The 17772-nt window shown below is 61.6% G+C and carries 20 protein-coding genes and 1 tRNA gene; 17 read left to right on the top strand and 4 right to left on the bottom strand.

What is annotated here, in order from left to right; translation table 11 throughout:
* The first annotated feature begins 1 nt into the window (after position 1).
* From LB553_RS07300 to LB553_RS07240, 13 genes are all read left to right on the top strand, one after another.
* The gene (locus LB553_RS07300; RefSeq protein ID WP_224511943.1) at positions 2 to 796 is read left to right on the top strand and encodes a transglutaminase family protein; all 795 of its coding nucleotides are present in this window, start codon (positions 2 to 4) and stop codon (positions 794 to 796) included.
* A 133-nt stretch (positions 797 to 929) separates the two neighbouring features.
* Positions 930 to 1661 (top strand): peptidase, encoded by a 732-nt coding sequence (locus LB553_RS07295; RefSeq protein ID WP_224511942.1) that lies wholly within the window; start codon positions 930 to 932, stop codon positions 1659 to 1661.
* A 59-nt stretch (positions 1662 to 1720) separates the two neighbouring features.
* Positions 1721 to 3133, top strand: a complete 1413-nt coding sequence (locus LB553_RS07290) for a pyridoxal phosphate-dependent decarboxylase family protein (RefSeq protein WP_224511941.1) — start codon at positions 1721 to 1723, stop codon at positions 3131 to 3133.
* 125 nt (positions 3134 to 3258) lie between these two features.
* Complete coding sequence (locus tag LB553_RS07285; protein ID WP_224511940.1) at positions 3259 to 4026, top strand: DeoR/GlpR family DNA-binding transcription regulator; 768 nt, start codon at positions 3259 to 3261, stop codon at positions 4024 to 4026.
* 126 nt (positions 4027 to 4152) lie between these two features.
* Positions 4153 to 5679 (top strand): glycerol-3-phosphate dehydrogenase, encoded by a 1527-nt coding sequence (gene glpD / locus LB553_RS07280; RefSeq protein ID WP_224511938.1) that lies wholly within the window; start codon positions 4153 to 4155, stop codon positions 5677 to 5679.
* A 39-nt stretch (positions 5680 to 5718) separates the two neighbouring features.
* Positions 5719 to 6798, top strand: coding sequence for an ABC transporter ATP-binding protein (locus LB553_RS07275; protein ID WP_224511937.1), 1080 nt, complete (start codon positions 5719 to 5721; stop codon positions 6796 to 6798).
* A gap of 10 nt (positions 6799 to 6808) precedes the next feature.
* A complete protein-coding gene (locus LB553_RS07270; protein WP_224511935.1) occupies positions 6809 to 7876 on the top strand; it encodes an ABC transporter ATP-binding protein in 1068 nt (355 codons plus the stop codon).
* Positions 7877 to 8743, top strand: coding sequence for a carbohydrate ABC transporter permease (locus LB553_RS07265; protein ID WP_224511933.1), 867 nt, complete (start codon positions 7877 to 7879; stop codon positions 8741 to 8743). It abuts the gene before it with no gap.
* A gap of 1 nt (position 8744) precedes the next feature.
* Positions 8745 to 9653, top strand: coding sequence for a carbohydrate ABC transporter permease (locus LB553_RS07260; protein WP_224511931.1), 909 nt, complete (start codon positions 8745 to 8747; stop codon positions 9651 to 9653).
* A gap of 3 nt (positions 9654 to 9656) precedes the next feature.
* The gene (locus tag LB553_RS07255) at positions 9657 to 9944 is read left to right on the top strand and encodes a DUF2160 domain-containing protein (RefSeq protein WP_224511930.1); all 288 of its coding nucleotides are present in this window, start codon (positions 9657 to 9659) and stop codon (positions 9942 to 9944) included.
* A 75-nt stretch (positions 9945 to 10019) separates the two neighbouring features.
* Positions 10020 to 11744 carry an ABC transporter substrate-binding protein gene (locus tag LB553_RS07250; RefSeq protein ID WP_224511929.1) on the top strand — a complete coding sequence of 575 codons (1725 nt, stop codon included), beginning with the start codon at positions 10020 to 10022 and terminating at the stop codon, positions 11742 to 11744.
* 88 nt (positions 11745 to 11832) lie between these two features.
* Positions 11833 to 13326: a glycerol kinase GlpK gene (gene glpK / locus LB553_RS07245; RefSeq protein ID WP_224511927.1), complete on the top strand. Its 1494-nt coding sequence runs from the start codon at positions 11833 to 11835 to the stop codon at positions 13324 to 13326.
* A 25-nt stretch (positions 13327 to 13351) separates the two neighbouring features.
* Entirely contained in the window at positions 13352 to 13828 is a 477-nt protein-coding gene (locus LB553_RS07240; protein WP_224511925.1) for a DUF6882 domain-containing protein, read from the top strand.
* Positions 13829 to 13928: 100 nt separating this feature from the next.
* Here the strand turns inward: LB553_RS07240 and LB553_RS07235 are convergent, their stop codons facing one another.
* Positions 13929 to 14384, bottom strand: a complete 456-nt coding sequence (locus LB553_RS07235) for a BA14K family protein (protein ID WP_224511922.1) — start codon at positions 14382 to 14384, stop codon at positions 13929 to 13931.
* A 312-nt stretch (positions 14385 to 14696) separates the two neighbouring features.
* Here LB553_RS07235 and LB553_RS07230 point away from each other — a divergent pair.
* Positions 14697 to 14772: transfer RNA gene (locus LB553_RS07230), tRNA-Lys, on the top strand.
* A gap of 146 nt (positions 14773 to 14918) precedes the next feature.
* Here LB553_RS07230 and LB553_RS07225 read toward each other — a convergent pair.
* A complete protein-coding gene (locus LB553_RS07225; RefSeq protein WP_224511921.1) occupies positions 14919 to 15176 on the bottom strand; it encodes a hypothetical protein in 258 nt (85 codons plus the stop codon).
* Entirely contained in the window at positions 15173 to 15649 is a 477-nt protein-coding gene (locus LB553_RS07220) for a hypothetical protein (protein ID WP_224511919.1), read from the bottom strand. The genes LB553_RS07225 and LB553_RS07220 overlap by 4 nt, the downstream gene beginning before the upstream one ends.
* Between LB553_RS07220 and LB553_RS30670 the strand changes: the two genes are divergently transcribed.
* Genes LB553_RS30670 through LB553_RS07205 form a run of 3 tightly spaced genes read left to right on the top strand, consistent with a single transcriptional unit; the run spans position 15633 to position 16410 of the window.
* Positions 15633 to 16019 carry a helix-turn-helix domain-containing protein gene (locus LB553_RS30670; RefSeq protein ID WP_224511918.1) on the top strand — a complete coding sequence of 129 codons (387 nt, stop codon included), beginning with the start codon at positions 15633 to 15635 and terminating at the stop codon, positions 16017 to 16019. The genes LB553_RS07220 and LB553_RS30670 overlap by 17 nt on opposite strands.
* The gene (locus LB553_RS07210; RefSeq protein ID WP_224511916.1) at positions 16019 to 16195 is read left to right on the top strand and encodes a hypothetical protein; all 177 of its coding nucleotides are present in this window, start codon (positions 16019 to 16021) and stop codon (positions 16193 to 16195) included. The genes LB553_RS30670 and LB553_RS07210 overlap by 1 nt, the downstream gene beginning before the upstream one ends.
* Before the next feature lie 56 nt (positions 16196 to 16251).
* A complete protein-coding gene (locus LB553_RS07205; protein WP_224511914.1) occupies positions 16252 to 16410 on the top strand; it encodes a hypothetical protein in 159 nt (52 codons plus the stop codon).
* Positions 16411 to 16448: 38 nt separating this feature from the next.
* On the opposite strand, the gene LB553_RS07200 is transcribed toward LB553_RS07205, so the two are convergent.
* Positions 16449 to 17771: a hypothetical protein gene (locus tag LB553_RS07200; RefSeq protein ID WP_224511912.1), complete on the bottom strand. Its 1323-nt coding sequence runs from the start codon at positions 17769 to 17771 to the stop codon at positions 16449 to 16451.
* Position 17772 lies beyond the last annotated feature (1 nt).

The raw sequence follows: 17772 nt of genomic DNA, 5'->3' as shown, positions 1-17772 counted from the left end.
TATGCGGCTCAAGATCACCCATCGCACCGAGTACCGTTACGATCAGCCGGTGCAGTATCTGCTGCAGCGGCTGCGCCTGATCCCTTCCAGCGGGCGCACGCAGACCGTCGGCCCCTGGGCGATCAAGGTGGAAGGCGCGCGCGAGGAGGTGCGCTTCACCGATCATTTCGGCAATGACACGCGGCTTGCGAGCGCTGAGAGCGGCCAGAACTCGATCATCGTCGAGGCGGCCGGAGACGTGACCACGCATGACACGGCGGGCGTGACCGGCCCGCATCAGGGCTTTGCGCCGCTCTGGCTGTTCGCACAGCAGACGCAGCTTACCGCTGCCGGCGAGGGCATACGCGAACTTGCCGGCGCGGCCGGGCAGGGCACCGAGATCGAACGATTGCACCGGCTGATGGGCGCCATCCGCGAGCGCGTCGCCTACAGGCCGGGCACGACCAGCGTCGTGACGCCTGCGGAAGAAGCGCTGGCGCTGAAGGCCGGCGTCTGCCAGGACCACAGCCACATCTTCATCGCGGCAGCCGGCGCCCTCGGTTTTCCCGCCCGCTACGTTAGCGGCTATCTGATGATGGATGCGGCCGTCGAACAGGCCGCGAGCCACGCCTGGGCCGAGGTCTATGTCGTCGGGCTCGGATGGGTTGCCTTCGACCCGGCCAACGGTATCTCTCCCGACGAACGTTATGTGCGGGTGGCGACGGGGCGCGACTATCGCGACGCCTCGCCGGTGTCGGGGATACTCTTGGGACAGGCGCAAGAGAAGCTTGCCGTCAGCGTCACGGTAGAGCAGTAATCTGCTCCGGAATCGCTGGAGCGGTTCAGCGTTTGATAGAATCGCCGAACCGCTCTATCTCTTTGTTTTCACGCAATTCAGGGCGGAAAACCGCTGCCCGCTTTCCTGGAATTGCTTTAGCAGAAGAGCGACCATGACCTATTGCGTCGGCCTCAAGATCGATCGCGGGCTCGTGTTCATGTCCGACACGCGCACCAATGCCGGCATGGATTCGATCTCGACCTTCAAGAAGATGCATGTGTGGGAACAGCCCGGCGAGCGCGTCATCGTGCTGATGTCGGCGGGCAATCTTGCCACGACGCAAGCCGTGGTCAGCCTTCTCGACGAACGCAACAAGGCCGCCGGCGACCGTCATCCGAAGCTGCTCGAAACCCCGTCCATGTACCAGACAGTGCGGCTGGTCGGCGATACGGTGAAGGAAGTGATAGAACATGCCTCGCCGAACGGCGACAAGGCGGATTCCTACTTCAATGCCTCCTTCATCCTCGGCGGCCAGATCAAGGGCAGCCCGCCGCGGCTGTTCATGATCTATCCGGAAGGCAATTTCATCGAGTCGACCGACGACACGCCTTTCTTCCAGATCGGCGAGACGAAATACGGCAAGCCGATCATCATCCGCGCCTATGACCGGACAATGAGCCTGGCCGAAACGGTGAAGCTGCTTCTGGTGTCGTTCGATTCGACGCTGAAATCCAACCTCTCGGTCGGGCTGCCGCTCGATCTGCTGTTCCTCGAACAGGATGCGCTCAGGGTGGGGCTGAACCGACGGATCGGCCATGATGATCCTTACTACCGCACCATTTCGGACGGCTGGTCCAAGGCGCTGAAAATCGCTTTTTCAAATCTGCCGGATTTTCCGGGGTAGGGCTTTCCGAGAGCGGTTCGGCCGGCCGGCTATCTTCGACAGCCGCTGGGAGGAAAAATATGGACAATGAGGAATTCCGCGACTGGTCGAGGCGGGCGGCCGATTGGGGCGTCGATTACCGCGCCGGCTTGCGCCACCGCCCGGTGCGGCCGGCAATCGCGCCGGGCGAGATTTTCAGGAGCATCGAGACCTCGCCACCCGAATTGCCCGAGCCGATGGACAGGATCTTCGCCGATTTCGAAGCGAAGATCGTGCCGGGCATGACGCATTGGCAGCATCCGCGCTTCTTCGCCTATTTCCCGGCCAATGCCGCGCCGGTTTCGGTCGTGGCGGAGTATCTGGTCTCGGCGATGGCCGCGCAATGCATGCTGTGGCAGACCTCGCCGGCAGCGACAGAGCTCGAGACGCGCATCGTCGACTGGATGCGCCAGGCGCTTGGCCTGCCCGAGGGCTTTTCCGGCGTCATCCAGGATTCGGCCTCGTCGGCGACGCTTGCGGCGGTGCTCACCATGCGCGAGCGGGCGCTTGACTGGCAGGGCAACAAAAAGGGGCTGGCCGGGCAGGAGAAGCTGCGCGTCTATTCCTCCGACCAGGTCCATACCTCGATCGACCGCGCCATCTGGGTTTCCGGCATCGGCGAGGACAATCTTGTCCGCGTCCCGGTCTCCGGACGTTTTCGTGCGATGGATACGGACGCACTCGAGGCCGCGATCGTCGCCGACCGCGAGGCCGGCCTGCTGCCGGCCGGCATCATCGCCTGCGTCGGCGGCACCAGCACCGGCGGAACCGACGACATCGCGGCGGTGGCCGCGGTCGCGAAGCGGCACGGGCTTTATCTGCATGTCGACGCCGCCTGGGCCGGGTCGGCGATGATCTGCCCGGAGTACCGGCATTTCTGGGCCGGCGTCGAAGGCGCTGATTCCATCGTCTTCAATCCGCACAAGTGGCTCGGCGCGCAATTCGATTGCTCGATCCAGTTCGTCCGCCAACCGGAAGATCTCGTGCGCACGCTGGCCATCAAGCCGGAGTTTCTGAAGACGCTGGGTCATGACGGCATCATCAACTATTCGGAATGGTCGGTGCCGCTCGGCCGCCGCTTCCGCGCCCTGAAACTTTGGTTCCTGCTGCGTGCCCATGGCCTCGAGGGTCTGCGCACCATGATCCGCAATCATGTCGTCTGGAGCGCAGGGCTTGCCGCGCGCCTTGCCAGGGAAGAGGATTTCGAGCTCGTCAGCGAGCCAATGCTTTCGCTGTTCTCGTTCCGGCACCAAGCGCCTTCAGGTGCCGACCCGGACGAGCACAATCTGCGCTTGGTCAACGCCATCAACACAGATGGCCGCATTTACCTGACGCAAACGCGGGTCGATGGGCGCGTGGCGATCCGCTTTCAGGCGGGGCAATTCGACTCGACGGCGGCCGATGTCGACGCGGCGTTCGACGTCATATCCGAGATTGCGCGGCGCTCATCCTGAGGCAGCAGACGTGTTCCGCACTGGTTTGCCTTTTGCAATCAGTTGATTTTCGTTAGCCGGCTTATGCCTTTTCTTCGCTTTCGTTTTCCGATATAGACGGAAAAAACGAAAATGGAGGACGCGCGATGTTTCTTTCGCCACGCCATGCCGAGATCGTCCAGAGGGCGAAAGATCATGGCCGGGTGCTGGTCGATGACCTTGCGACGCATTTCAACGTGACGCCACAGACCATCCGAAAGGACCTCAACGATCTCTGCGATCAGCGCCTGCTCACCCGCATCCATGGCGGCGCGCTGTTCCCGTCCGGCATCGAGAACATGGAATACGAGGCGCGCCGCAAGATCGCCGCCGACGAGAAGGAGGCGATCGGCAGCGCGGCGGCGCGGCTGATCCCGGACAATGCCTCGCTGTTCATCAATATCGGCACCACCACTGAGGCCGTCAGCAAGGCGTTGCTCGACCATAACGGGCTTATGGTCATCACAAATAACATCAATGTTGCCAACAGGATGCGCATCTACCCGACGATCGAGGTGGTGATCGCCGGCGGCGTGGTGCGCGGTTCCGACGGTGGCGTCGTCGGCGAAGCGGCCGTCGATTTCATCCGTCAGTTCAAGGTTGACTACGCCGTCATAGGCGCCTCGGCGATCGACCATGATGGCGCGCTGCTCGATTTCGATTTTCGCGAGGTGAAGGTGGCGCAGGCCATCATCGCCAATGCCCGCCACGTCATCCTGGTCTCCGACCGGACCAAATTCGAGCGCACGGCGCCGGTTCGGATCGGCCATCTTTCGCAGGTGAACACCTTCATCACCGACCGCTGCGACATTGCCTCGATCCGCCGGATTTGCGAGGAGATCGAGGTCCGGCTGATCGAGACAGCGCTTGAGTAGGCGCGCATCGCCGTGGCTCACGCGGCTGTGATATTTCGTTTGACATTCGATTTGAGTTCGAAATAATCCCGCTACGGTTTCGCAAAAACACAAAAATGGTGCAATGCGAAATCGTTGGAGGATTCTTTGGACGCATTCCCGATCCATGACATTTTCGTCATCGGCGGCGGTATCAATGGCTGCGGCATCGCTCGCGACGCCGTTGGCCGCGGATTTTCAGTTTACCTCGCCGAAATGAACGATCTGGCGAGCGGGACTTCCTCCGGCTCGACCAAGCTCATTCATGGCGGCCTTCGCTATCTTGAATTCTACGAGTTCCGGCTGGTGCGCGAAGCGCTGATGGAGCGCGAGGTTCTGTGGAAGAACGCGCCGCACATCATCTGGCCGATGCGCTTCGTGCTTCCCTACGCCAAGGGCCTCCGGCCTGCCTGGCTGATCCGGCTCGGGCTGTTTCTTTACGATCATATCGGCGGGCGCAAGCTGCTGCCGGCGACGAAAACGCTGGACATGGCGAGCGATCCGGCCGGCAAGCCGCTCAAGCCATTGTTCCGCAAGGCGTTCGAATATTCGGACGGTTGGGTCAATGACGCGCGCCTGGTGGCGCTGAATGCGCGTGACGCGGCCGACCGGGGCGCCATTATTCGTACCCGCACCAAGGTTGTCAGCGCGCGGCGCGACGGTGCGACCTGGATCGTCAAGGTGCAGAACGTTCTTACCGGCGAAACCGAGGAGGTGCGCGCGCGGCTTCTGGTCAACGCTGCCGGTCCCTGGGTCGATCACGTGCTCTCGGCCGCCGTCGGCCAGAACGAGGTCCACAATGTCCGCCTTGTCCAAGGCAGCCATATCGTGGTTGGCAAGAAGTTCGACGATCCGCGCGCCTATTTCTTCCAGAACAAGGATGGCCGCATCATCTTTGCCATTCCCTATGAGGAAGAATTCACGCTGATCGGCACCACCGACCGCGACTATCCGGGCGATCCGCATGACGTGAAGATCTCCGACGCCGAGATCGACTATCTGTGCGCCGCGGCGAGCGAGTATTTCGCGCAACCGGTGAAGCGCGCCGACATCGTTTGGACCTATTCGGCGGTGCGCCCGCTCTATGACGACGGCGCCTCCAAGGCGCAGGAAGCGACGCGCGACTATGTGCTGAAGGCCGATGGCGGGGAGGGCGCAGCTCCCTTGCTCAACGCTTTCGGCGGCAAGATCACGACCTTCCGCCGGCTGGCGGAATCGATGCTGGAGAAGATCGAAGGGTTTCTCGGCAAGCGTGGCAGGCCGTGGACGCATGACGCGCCGCTGCCCGGCGGCGATTTTCCCGCGACCGGTTTCGACGCCCAGGTCGCCAGGCTGAAGAGTACCTATCCGTTCCTCGACCAGCGGCTGGCGCGCCGGTTCACCCGGCTTTACGGCACGCGCGCGGAAAAGCTGCTCGGGCTTGCCAAGTCGAATGCCGATCTCGGCCGCAATTTCGGCGCCGACCTTTTCGAGGCAGAAGTTCGCTATCTGGCCGAAAACGAATGGGCGGTCACCGCCGAGGACGTGCTGTGGCGCCGCACCAAGCGCGGCCTGCATTTCAGCCGCGAGCAGGCGGCGGCATTGGAAGAATTCATGCGCGGACTGAGCAGCCGCCATGTCGCGGCGGCGGAATGAGGATCGTCCGTTGATGCGCAAGGCCTGGGAGGAGGCGTGATGCTGGAACTGAGGAACGTGACGAAGACGGTCGGCGCGCAGGAGCATATCCGCGACGTGTCGCTGACGCTTCAGCATGGCTCGCTGAACGTGCTCCTCGGGCCGACGCTTTCCGGCAAGACCAGCCTGATGCGGCTGATGGCGGGGCTCGACGCGCCGACGTCGGGCTCGGTCTGGTTCGACGGCAAGGACGTCACCGGCCAGAAGGTGCAGAAGCGCAACGTCGCCATGGTCTACCAGCAGTTCATCAATTATCCGGCGATGACCGTCTACGAGAACATCGCCTCGCCGCTTCGGGTCGCCGGCGTCGAGCAGGCCAGGATCGACAAGGAAGTGCGCAACGCGGCGGCGCTGTTGAAGCTGACGCCCTATCTCGAGCGCACGCCGCTCAGCCTGTCCGGGGGACAGCAGCAGCGCACCGCGCTTGCCCGCGCCATCGTCAAGAATGCCAGCTTGGTGCTGCTCGACGAGCCTTTGGCCAATCTCGACTACAAGCTGCGCGAAGAGTTGCGCGCGGAATTGCCGAAGATGTTCGCCGCCACCGGAACCATCTTTGTCTACGCCACAACCGAGCCGCACGAAGCGCTGCTTCTCGGCGGGAATACGGCCACGCTCTCGGAAGGCCGCGTCACGCAATTCGGCCCGACCGTCGAAGTGTTCCGCAAGCCGGTCGACCTGGTGACGGCAAGGACCTTCGCCGATCCGCCGCTCAACGCCATCGTGCTCTCCAAGAAGGGATCGGACTTCCTGCTCGAAGGCGGCGTCAAGCTGCCGGTGCCGCCGGAGCTCAACGGTATCCCGGACGCAAGCTACACGATCGGCTTCCAGCCGCATCATTTGTCGCTGGAGCGCCCGAACGCCAGCGCCGTGCCGGTGCGGGCCAAGGTCACCATCACCGAGATCACCGGCTCGGAAAGCTTCGTTCATCTGGATTTCGCCGATGCGCGCTGGGTGATGCTTGCGCATGGCATTCTCGATTTCGAAACGGACGACGAGGTCGAAGTGTTCATCGACCCGCGCCACATCATGGTGTTCGACCAGAACGGCCGCGCCGTGACGGCGTCGAAGCTGGCGGCCTGAGGAGAAAACGATGGCGCGCATCGAGGTCAACCACATCCGCCACTCCTACCTGCCCAACCCGCAGAAGGATTCCGATTTCGCGCTGAAGGAAGTGCATCACACCTTCGAGGATGGCGGCGCCTACGCGCTGCTCGGGCCGTCGGGCTGCGGCAAGACCACCTTGCTCAACATCATTTCGGGACTGCTGCACCCCTCGCATGGCCGGTTGCTGTTCAACGGTCGGGACGTGACCAATCTGTCGACGCAGGAGCGCAATATCGCGCAGGTGTTCCAGTTCCCGGTCATCTACGACACCATGACCGTGTACGACAATCTGGCCTTCCCACTGCGCAATCGCCGCGTGCCCGAAGCCGATGTCGATCGCAAGGTGCGGGAGACGCTCGACATGATCGATCTCGCTTCGATGGCGAACAGGAAGGCGCGCCGGCTCACCGCAGACCAGAAGCAGAAGATCTCGCTTGGACGCGGCCTGGTGCGCTCCGACGTCAACGCCATCCTGTTCGACGAGCCGCTCACCGTGATCGACCCGCATATGAAATGGGTGCTGCGCTCGCAGTTGAAGCAACTGCATCGGCGCTTCGGCTACACCATGGTCTATGTCACGCACGACCAGACCGAAGCGCTGACTTTCGCCGACCGCGTCGTGGTCATGTATGACGGCGAGATCGTCCAGATCGGCACGCCGGCCGAACTCTTCGAGCGTCCGCGCCACACTTTCGTCGGCTACTTCATCGGCTCGCCGGGCATGAACGTGCTGCCGGTGTCGCTCGACGGCAGGACGGCGAAGCTCGGCGCGCAGCGCATCGAGCTTCCGGGCGTGCCGAAGGCTGAGGCCGGAGCTGTCGAGCTCGGCATCCGCCCCGAATATGTGCGGCTCGGCCGCGAGGGCATGGCGGTGCAGGTCAGCAAGGTCGAGGATGTCGGCCGCCACAAGGTGGTTCGCGCCAATCTCGAGGGCAGGGAGATCGCCGCTGTAATCGGCGAGGACGACGAGGTGCCGGCCGAGCCAAAAGTCCGCTTCAATCCGGCCGGCATCAACATCTATGCCGATTCCTGGCGCGTCGAGATCGGGGCATAGATGGACAAGACCTGGAACAACAAGGCCTGGTTCCTTGTCCTGCCGATGCTGGTGCTGGTGGCGTTCTCGGCCGTCATCCCGCTGATGACGGTCGTCAACTATTCGGTGCAGGACACGTTCGGCAACAACGTCTTCTTCTGGGCCAGCACCGAATGGTTCGAGGAACTGCTGCACTCCGACCGCTTCTGGGAAGCGATGGTGCGCAACCTGATCTTCTCCTTCATCATCCTGGCGATCGAAGTGCCCCTCGGCATCTTCATCGCGCTCAACATGCCGAAGAAGGGCTGGGGCGTGCCGGTCTGCCTGGTGCTGATGGCGCTGCCGCTGCTCATTCCGTGGAATGTCGTCGGCACGATCTGGCAGGTGTTCGGCCGCAACGACATCGGCCTGCTTGGCTATTATGTCAACGCGCTGGGCTTCAACTACAACTACGTCCAGGATCCGTTCGACGCCTGGGTCACCGTCATCGTCATGGATGTCTGGCATTGGACGAGCTTGGTCGTGCTGCTGTGCTATGCCGGCCTGGTCTCGATCCCGGATGCCTTCTACCAGGCGGCCAAGATCGACGGCGCCTCGCGCTGGGCGGTGTTCCGCTACATCCAATTGCCGAAGATGCAGCGCGTGCTTTTGATTGCTGTGCTGCTGCGGTTCATGGACAGTTTCATGATTTACACGGAGCCTTTCGTCGTCACCGGCGGCGGCCCCGGCAATTCGACGACCTTCCTGTCGATCGACCTCGTCAAGACCGCGCTCGGCCAGTTCGATCTCGGTCCGGCGGCGGCCATGTCGCTGGTCTACTTCCTCATCATCCTGTTGTTGTCGTGGGTGTTCTACACCGTGATGACCAATTACGACGCGGAGCGCTGAGATGGCGAGCGCCAACGAGACGACGCGCGTGAGCGAAGCGGCGGTGACCGAGGTGGGCAGCACGCTGTCGCAGGACGAGGTGGCGAAGCTCATGCGCCGCCGCGGCGAGGAATCGCGCTGGTGGTGGATCGTGCCGACGATCTACATCATCGTGCTGCTGTTGCCGATCTACTGGCTCATCAATATGAGCTTCAAGACCAACCAGGAGATCATCTCCTCGCTGACGCTCTTTCCGCACGAGCCGACGCTGCGCAATTACAAGATCATCTTCACCGATGCGTCCTGGTATTCGGGCTACATCAATTCGATCACCTATGTGGTGATGAACATGGTGATCTCGGTGGCGGTCGCGCTGCCGGCGGCCTACGCCTTCTCGCGCTACCGCTTCCTCGGCGACAAGCACCTGTTCTTCTGGCTGCTCACCAACCGCATGGCGCCGCCGGCGGTGTTCGCGCTGCCGTTCTTCCAGCTCTATTCGGCCTTCGGCATGATCGACACCCATATCGCGGTAGCGCTGGCGCATTGCCTGTTCAATGTGCCTTTGGCGGTGTGGATCCTCGAAGGTTTTATGTCCGGCGTGCCGAAGGAGATCGACGAGACCGCCTATATCGACGGCTATTCCTTCCCGCGCTTTTTCGTGAAGATCTTCATGCCGCTGATCGCGAGCGGCATCGGCGTCGCCTGCTTCTTCTGCTTCATGTTCTCGTGGGTCGAACTGCTGATCGCCCGCACTCTGACCACGACCGACGCCAAGCCAATCGCCGCCACCATGACCCGAACGGTCTCTGCCGCCGGCATGGACTGGGGCCTGCTCGCCGCCGCCGGCGTGCTGACGCTGATCCCCGGCGCATTGGTCATCTGGTTCGTGCGGAATTATATCGCCAAGGGCTTCGCCCTGGGGAGGGTCTAAGCCATGAACCTCGACTTCTCGTGGATGGCGTGGACGTGGCCGACGGCCGCCTTCTTCATCGTCATTGCCCTGATGCTCTGCGGCATGGGCGTTTGGGAATATGTTTCGCCCGGCGGCAATCCTCGCATCGGAGTGCTGCGCTTCGAGACGACGCGCGGCGACCGCCTCTTCGTTTCGCTGCTCGGCAGCGCCTTTATCCATCTCGCTTGGCTGGGCCTGGTAGGACCCAACCTGTGGTGGGCTCTCGCTCTCTCCGTGGTCTACGCTATTGGCGTATTCCGATACGTATAGAGGGGGAATAGCCGGAGCGGCCGCGTGCTGGCGGCCCGCTTCGGATCGAACTTGAAACCTAAGTGGAGGAGACACATGCGACGGCAATTACTAACATCGACGACGGCCCTTGTTCTATTGCTCGGAGCGGGCCATGCCTATGCCGGAATGGACGAGGCAAAAGCCTTTCTCGACAAGGAGATAGGCGACCTGTCGACGCTCTCGCGCGCCGATCAGGAAAAGGAAATGCAGTGGTTCGTCGACGCCGCCAAGCCGTTTGCCGGCATGGAGATCAAGGTGGTGTCGGAAACCATTGCCACCCATTCCTATGAATCTCAGGTGCTGGCGCCGGCCTTCTCGGCCATCACCGGCATCAAGGTCACGCATGACGTCATCCAGGAAGGAGACGTCGTCGAAAAGATTCAGACCCAGATGCAGACGGGCCAGAACCTCTATGACGGCTGGGTCAACGACTCCGACCTGATCGGCACGCATTGGCGCTACCAGCAAGTGCGCAACCTGACAGACTGGATGGCGGGCGAGGGCAAGGACGTCACCAATCCGATGCTCGATGTCGACGACTTCATCGGCAAATCGTTCACCACCGCGCCGGACGGCAAGCTCTACCAACTGCCCGACCAGCAGTTCGCAAACCTCTATTGGTTCCGCTACGACTGGTTCAACGACGAAAAGAACAAGGCGGACTTCAAGGCCAAATACGGCTACGACCTCGGTGTGCCGGTCAACTGGTCGGCCTATGAGGACATTGCCCAATTCTTCACCGGCCGCGAGATCGACGGCAAGAAGGTCTATGGCCACATGGACTACGGCAAGAAGGATCCGTCGCTCGGCTGGCGGTTCACCGATGCCTGGCTGTCGATGGCCGGCAATGGCGACAAGGGCATTCCGAACGGCAAGCCGGTCGACGAATGGGGCATCAAGGTCGACGAGAAGTCGCGTCCCGTCGGCTCCTGCGTCGCCCGGGGCGGCGACACCAACGGTCCAGCCTCGGTCTACGCCATCCAGAAATATCTCGACTGGCTGAAGGCCTATGCGCCGCCGGAAGCGCAGGGCATGACCTTCTCAGAATCAGGGCCGGTGCCCTCGCAGGGCACGATTGCGCAGCAAATCTTCTGGTACACGGCCTTCACCGCCGACATGGCCAAGCCCGGCCTGCCGGTCGTGAACGATGACGGCACGCCGAAATGGCGTGTCGCGCCGTCGCCGCACGGCGTTTACTGGAAGGACGGCATGAAGCTCGGCTATCAGGACGCAGGTTCCTGGACGCTGATGAAGTCGACGCCGACCGACCGCGCCAAGGCTGCGTGGCTCTATGCGCAGTTTGTGGTCTCGAAGACCGTCGACGTGAAGAAGAGCCAGGTAGGTCTGACCTTCATCCGAGACTCCACCATCCATGACAAGAGCTTCACCGAACGGGCGCCGAAGCTCGGCGGCCTGATCGAGTTCTACCGCTCGCCGGCGCGTGTGCAGTGGACCCCGACCGGCACCAACGTTCCGGATTATCCGAAGCTGGCGCAGCTCTGGTGGCAGAACATCGGCGACGCCTCCTCGGGCGCCAAGAGCCCGCAGGAAGCGATGGATTCGCTCTGCGCCGACCAGGAGAAGGTTCTCTCCCGCCTCGAGAAGTCCGGCGTGCAGGGCGACATCGGCCCGAAGATGGCCGAAGAGCACGATCTCGAATACTGGAACAAGGACGCCGTCTCGAAGGGCAACCTTGCGCCGCAGCTCAAGATCGAGAACGAGAAGGAAAAGCCGGTCACCGTCAATTATGACGAGCTGGTCAAGAGCTGGCAGAAGTAAAACATAGCGCGGGCATACGTGCCCATTCAGAAATGCGGGGGAGGCGGCTTGGCCGTCTCCCCTGTTGCATGAGAAGTGGAGGGATGGAATGAGCGGTTTTGTGCTGGCGATCGACCAGGGAACGACGTCGACCCGGGCGATCCTGTTCGACGGTGAGATGAAAGTCGCCGGCACGGGCCAGCAAGAATTCACGCAGCATTATCCGGCTTCCGGCTGGGTCGAACACGACCCGGAAGACATCTGGACGAGCGTTCTCGCCACGGTGAAATCGGCGCTGAAGACAGCCCGGCGCACGGCATCCGATGTTGCCGCGATCGGCATCACCAACCAGCGCGAGACGGTCGTGATCTGGGACAAGGCGACCGGCAAGCCGATCCATAACGCGATCGTCTGGCAGGACAGACGCACGGCGCCGCTCTGCCAGAAGCTGAAGAAGCAGGGGCTGGAGAAGACATTCACGAAGAAGACCGGCCTGCTGCTCGACCCCTATTTCTCCGGCACCAAGATCGCCTGGATGCTGGACAAGGTGAAGGGTGCCAGGAAGCGCGCCGAGAACGGCGAGTTGCTCGCCGGCACCATCGATAGTTTTCTCATCTGGCGATTGACCGGCGGCCAAGTGCACGCCACCGACGCGACCAACGCTTCGCGTACGCTGGTCTACAACATCGAGAAGAATGTCTGGGACGACGAGTTGCTTTCGATCCTGAATATCCCGGCCGCGATCCTGCCTGAGGTGAAGGACTGCGCCGATGATTTCGGCGTCACCGAGAAGAGCCTTTTCGGGGCCGAGATGCGGATCCTCGGCGTCGCCGGCGACCAGCACGCAGCGACCATCGGCCAGGCCTGTTTCGAACCCGGCATGATGAAGTCCACCTACGGCACCGGCTGTTTCGCGCTGCTCAACACCGGCGCTGACCTGGTCCGCTCGAGGAACCGGCTTCTGACCACGATCGCCTACCGATTGAACGGCAAGACCACCTATGCGCTGGAAGGTTCGATCTTCATTGCGGGCGCCGCCGTGCAGTGGCTGCGCGACGGCATCAAGGTGATCGGCAAGGCGGAGCAAAGTGGTGCGCTCGCGGCGAGCGCCGATCCGGCGCAGCAGGTTTACCTGGTGCCGGCCTTCGTCGGCCTCGGCGCGCCGCATTGGGACGCGGATGCACGCGGCGCGATCTTCGGCCTGACGCGCAATTCGGGTCCGGCCGAGTTTGCGCGCGCGGCACTCGAATCGGTCGCCTTCCAGACGCGCGACCTGCTCGACGCGATGCGCAAGGACTGGAAAGGCGCCTCGGCCAAGACGGTGCTTCGCGTCGACGGCGGCATGGTGGCATCCGATTGGACGATGCAGCGGCTCGCCGACATTCTCGACGCGCCGGTCGACCGTCCGACGATCCTGGAGACGACGGCGCTTGGCGCGGCCTGGCTTGCCGGGTCGAAGGCGGGTGTCTGGCCGAAAGCGAAAGAATTCGCCAAGAGCTGGGCGCTGGAGCGGCGCTTCAAGCCGGAGATGGACGCCGCAATGCGCTCGGCGAAACTGGCCGGATGGCGCGATGCGGTGCGCAGGACGCTAAATGTGAGATAGCGATTTACGGGATTGGGCGAGGGGAATGCAGCCGGATTGGTATCCTGCTTGGCGTGATGAGGCCTTCGAACAGCTCACGGCCAAGAATGCGCGCCTGGCGAAGGATTTCCGCCTCGGCAGCTGGTCGCGCTACGACTACGACTTGACGGCAGGAAAGCTGGTGTTTTCCGACCAGAGTGGCGTCAAGGTCGTTTCGGAAATCCAGATTGCGGACTCCGCCAGCGGCAAGGCCGGCAATTGGCTCTGGGCGTGGGCCAATTCGAACTTGCCTGGCGACCTTCTCAGCGACGCCAAACTGGTGCGGTCCTTCGGCGAAGAAAAGGGCGTGGACGACCTGGCCCAAGCCTATGTGGACGATACGGGCGGTGACCTGGAAGCACTCGGCTGGGAACTGACGGCGGCGATGGTGCGGGTTTGCAATGCGCTTGGAGCTTACCGCTCCCCGCGCGGTGAAGGCGGCGCTCTATATTTGGTTTTCAAGACTATACGATGGGCGAACTGACCAAGTCCGTCGTTGCAAAGCAAGCAAATCAGAAAGAGAGAGCCCGCGCCCTACGGGGCGGGCTCGGTCGGTCAAGGCCCTGGGTACTGACCGGAAGCCGTCAATAGGGCGACACGCACTGCCGACGAGGACCGCTGTTAGGCTGGAAGGTGTTGTCCGAGGCGCGATAAGAGCGGTAGCGGTCATAGCACCATTGGACATGGGAATTGCCGCGATAGACGCGGTTGTTCTCACTGTTGACGATGGCGCCGGTGATCAGCGCGCCGGTGGCGAAAGCTGCCAGAGGGAACCAGTAGTCGCCATGCCGGCGATAGCCGCGGCGATACTCACGATAGCCGCGATGGCCGTTCCAGTAGACGGCGTCACCACGACGCGAGAAATCCCGGTTGAAGGCACGGTGCCTTCTCCAATCCCGATACTGTACGGTCTGGACATCTGACGACAGGCCTTGGGGTTGCGGTACATAGGCCGGCTGGGCGTTGACGGGCACCATCTCCGCCACGACGAACGAGGCCGAGAGAGCGGTTGCCAACAGGCCCGATGCGATCTTGTTCATTGATCTTCTCCTCGATGGTTGACGGGTCGTCCCTGTTTTGCGGAACGGCCCCCGGTTGCAATGGTTCCTCATTCCACCATCAGCCCATTGTTTCAGGCCATTATTATTGTATGGATTTTTTTGAGGGCTTTCTGAAGTAGCCCGGAGTCGGGCCATTGGCGCAGGCATCGAAAGCCGTTCGCAAATACTCTCGGCGCCCCTTCGAAACCGTTCAAAAAATCCGCCTTGGAAGCCCGTCTTTTTCCGGTTGACCGGCCGCGGCACTCTCCCTATGTTCCGCGCAATTTCGAGGGCGGCGTTTCGAGCCCGCGGGAGCGCGTAGCTCAGCCGGTAGAGCAACTGACTTTTAATCAGTAGGTCTCGGGTTCGAACCCCGACGCGCTCACCAAAAACCCCACAAAATCAAGTGTTTGCGGCAGGTGAGGGCGGTTTTCTGTGTCCGCAGACATTTGGTGTCCGCACTATGTCCGCAAAAAAGGCCCGGAAGCCGAAGCCGCCGGGCCGTTGGTGGTTCAGAATGAGCAGGCAATCGGCTCAGTTCATCGGCGAGTGCGACTCACCCATTAACCGTCGAGCCGCTTCCCTGGCCCCTGTGGCGTTCGCCATCGCGACCATCGTGTCGGCCGTGACGATGAACTTAGCCACGCAGACGCGTTCCTGGCTTCCGTCATAGGCGCGCTGGGTGGCGTAATAGGATACGCGGAACAGATTGGCCGCGATCTCCTCCACGCGACCCACGCCCTGTACAAACGTGTCGAGAATGACGACTGGTTCGGCAAGGGCCTCGCTCACGGAAGCCACCCCGTCTTTTTGGTTGGATGCGCGGCTAACCAAGCCTCATCAGCAGCTATTGCCGTAGCGATCTGTTCGGCGCTGATCGGCAAAAGGTCTCTTTTGGCAGCGCTGCGCTTCCATTTGAGTGCGCTGCTGTCCGGCGCCGGCGTCAGAATTTGACGAGCTGTCAGCCGCCGCCATTCATCGACAAGTTCCTGCCTTCTCCCCCCACCCAGAATCTTGTGGAGGGGTTCGAGGCCGACGACGGGCCTATGGAAATAACTGGCAAGATTAATTGCATCCCTATATGCCCCTGTCATTCGCTCCGCTTCGCGCCAAGCTGCCTTGCGCGCCCGCCTCAACTGGGTGTTGTAGGCGGTGTCCACCAGCACCGCGGTCGGCAGAGGATCAAGGCAGGCCTCGATAAAGGCGGTAAGCTTGGATTTAGGCAAAGCTCCGCCGTCCGCCGGAGCGGTGATTTTCTTCAACATTAGGATTGCCCCCCTTTGGGCTTTTTTTTGCGGCGTGATTGCCGCTAAGGAAGCGTGGCAAATCCGTTTATTCCTTGTCAATAAATTTTTTATAGGTCTGGCAAGAATTAATTGGATAAGTTACTTTGAGGGGATGGAAATGACGCCGGATCAATGCCGCGCTGCGCGCGCGCTTATCAAATGGAACCAGCAACGGCTGGCTGAGGCGGCTGGCATAGGTATCGCAACGTTGACGCTGTTCGAGAACGGAGCAACAGCAGCGCGACCAGCAACCGTAGAGGTGCTGGAGCGCGCCCTCCGGGATGCTGGCGTGATTTTCCTCGACGAAGGGGAAGGCGGTGGCGCGGGCGTCAGGCTGCGGAAAGGCTGATGGGGAGAGCACTCTTGCTCTGGTGGTATTGCGTCATCGTCTTCGCTTCGGTGGCGAATCCGGCGGTCGCCATTTACCTGCTTGGTAAAGGCGAGAATGTCGGCGCCGCGTATTTTGCCGCCCTGTCGATCCCGTCATGGATGATAGCCAGGAACACCTTCCGTGACCGGCGGTAGCTATGAGGAACAAACCGGGGATTCACAGATTCGCGGTTTCGATCTAACATTCAGCAATGGAACACGCGTTCGACGACATCGCCAGCGCCTTAAAAGCCTCTCAGGCGAGCCAGGGAAGCCGCTGGAGCGCGTTCGCTGCGAAGGTAGCGGCGAACTTCACCATCGGCCTTGCGATCGGCCTTGGCATTGCCCTGGGCCGAGCGCTGGCCGGTTGAGCAGGCCATTATTGGTCCAAGGCTTTCCATGGAAACGCCTAGGTGAGCGTGATCTTCGGATCGATATAGAACGTCGCCGACGCCTTCGCCGCACACACCCTCACGAGGATCCAGCCCTTCTGTTGGGGCGTGAAGGTGGCCGCGAGCTTGAACGCCGATGTCGATCCGCCCCAGCTTGATGAACTTGTGGTGACTGCTGCGGCAGCGGCCAACGTGTCGGCCGGGCATGTCCTGACGAACGACGACTTGGGCGATGACGACGACCCCAGATATTCGACCTCGATCCAAATCTCGTCGTTGTTCGGCAGGGAGGCGGCAATGCCCTCGATAGTCGCCGTGATGCTCGAGCCTGTTGTATCGTTCCAGATCGCGATCGGAAGCGTCTCATAGGGGAAGTGGCGGCTGGCGTTCGCGGTCGTGACTATCTTCCAGGCAAGGGGCGTGGTGCCATCAGTGGCGCCACCGGTTCTGACGATGGTCGTTTCTTCCTTGGTAGACCCGTCATAGGTAATCCGGCCCTGTTTGTAATTGGTGCCGCCGGAATCCGCACGGATATAATCGACCTTGTATGTCCCGCGCGCTGTAGGTGCCGCCCCTATCGTAGCCGAAGCATTGACCTTACAATCCCGCATTATGTAGCGGAGCGCTGCGGAATTGGCCCCGCCACCGAATATCGTTCCCGTGATGGCACTAAGGTCGACCCCGGCGACATCAGCTTCCCCGCCTCCGTTGCTGACGTTGGTGAACAGGGTGGTCGGGAATGTACCCCCCGCTAGCGCGCTGGCCGTGTCGCGCCAAACGAAAGCGGCAGCAATGACGACGGATTGTGCAGTAGAGCCGAATTGCAGCTGCGTGTTTTCAAGGGCTATGAAGCAGCCTCTTGTTGACGTGCCCCCAACATTGATAATGCTACCCGTGGATGTCGAATTAAGTTTCAGTAGGCAGTTTTTGAACTTCAGTGATACCGATATATTGTTTGTAGCAATATCAATTCTGGTGGCTAGGTTCGACGATCCGGCCGAGAATGTAATGCCCTCGTATTCCGTGTCACTCGACACGCCGCCGAATGTAATGACAGTTGATCCGGTGACAGACACGGTGGCAGTTGTCCTGAGATCGGCTGAGACTGGCGGAACGGTCCCGGAATGGTTGACGCAGATCACCCGCACCGGCGATGCGGCGGTGCCGGGCGATGTGAGCGTCATACCGCTCGCCTGCGTCTCGGCGTGATCCTCTGAAACATAGATCGTGTCGCCCGCCGCTGATGCGGTCAATGCTGCAGCGAGCGTCAAATAGGCGTTAGCCCAGTCAACACCAGTAGCGGCACCGGCAGCGCCAGAGCGTAGGTAACGAAGGGTCATC

This window comes from Mesorhizobium sp. CA8, assembly GCF_020164955.1.
Lineage (GTDB): Bacteria > Pseudomonadota > Alphaproteobacteria > Rhizobiales > Rhizobiaceae > Mesorhizobium.
The sequence above is the reverse complement of the archived record's forward strand: the minus strand, read 5'-3'. Positions and strand labels throughout refer to the sequence as shown.

Bases quoted from the DNA above. Each gene is read 5' to 3' on its own strand.
- LB553_RS07300 (WP_224511943.1), top strand. From the start codon at position 2: ATGCGGCTCAAGATCACCCATCGCACCGAGTACCGTTACGATCAGCCG.
- LB553_RS07295 (WP_224511942.1), top strand. From the start codon at position 930: ATGACCTATTGCGTCGGCCTCAAGATCGATCGCGGGCTCGTGTTCATG.
- LB553_RS07290 (WP_224511941.1), top strand. From the start codon at position 1,721: ATGGACAATGAGGAATTCCGCGACTGGTCGAGGCGGGCGGCCGATTGG.
- LB553_RS07285 (WP_224511940.1), top strand. From the start codon at position 3,259: ATGTTTCTTTCGCCACGCCATGCCGAGATCGTCCAGAGGGCGAAAGAT.
- LB553_RS07275 (WP_224511937.1), top strand. From the start codon at position 5,719: ATGCTGGAACTGAGGAACGTGACGAAGACGGTCGGCGCGCAGGAGCAT.
- LB553_RS07270 (WP_224511935.1), top strand. From the start codon at position 6,809: ATGGCGCGCATCGAGGTCAACCACATCCGCCACTCCTACCTGCCCAAC.
- LB553_RS07265 (WP_224511933.1), top strand. From the start codon at position 7,877: ATGGACAAGACCTGGAACAACAAGGCCTGGTTCCTTGTCCTGCCGATG.
- LB553_RS07260 (WP_224511931.1), top strand. From the start codon at position 8,745: ATGGCGAGCGCCAACGAGACGACGCGCGTGAGCGAAGCGGCGGTGACC.
- LB553_RS07255 (WP_224511930.1), top strand. From the start codon at position 9,657: ATGAACCTCGACTTCTCGTGGATGGCGTGGACGTGGCCGACGGCCGCC.
- LB553_RS07250 (WP_224511929.1), top strand. From the start codon at position 10,020: ATGCGACGGCAATTACTAACATCGACGACGGCCCTTGTTCTATTGCTC.
- glpK (WP_224511927.1), top strand. From the start codon at position 11,833: ATGAGCGGTTTTGTGCTGGCGATCGACCAGGGAACGACGTCGACCCGG.
- LB553_RS07240 (WP_224511925.1), top strand. From the start codon at position 13,352: ATGCAGCCGGATTGGTATCCTGCTTGGCGTGATGAGGCCTTCGAACAG.
- LB553_RS07235 (WP_224511922.1), bottom strand. From the start codon at position 14,384: ATGAACAAGATCGCATCGGGCCTGTTGGCAACCGCTCTCTCGGCCTCG.
- LB553_RS07220 (WP_224511919.1), bottom strand. From the start codon at position 15,649: ATGTTGAAGAAAATCACCGCTCCGGCGGACGGCGGAGCTTTGCCTAAA.
- LB553_RS07210 (WP_224511916.1), top strand. From the start codon at position 16,019: ATGGGGAGAGCACTCTTGCTCTGGTGGTATTGCGTCATCGTCTTCGCT.
- LB553_RS07205 (WP_224511914.1), top strand. From the start codon at position 16,252: ATGGAACACGCGTTCGACGACATCGCCAGCGCCTTAAAAGCCTCTCAG.
- LB553_RS07200 (WP_224511912.1), bottom strand. From the start codon at position 17,771: ATGACCCTTCGTTACCTACGCTCTGGCGCTGCCGGTGCCGCTACTGGT.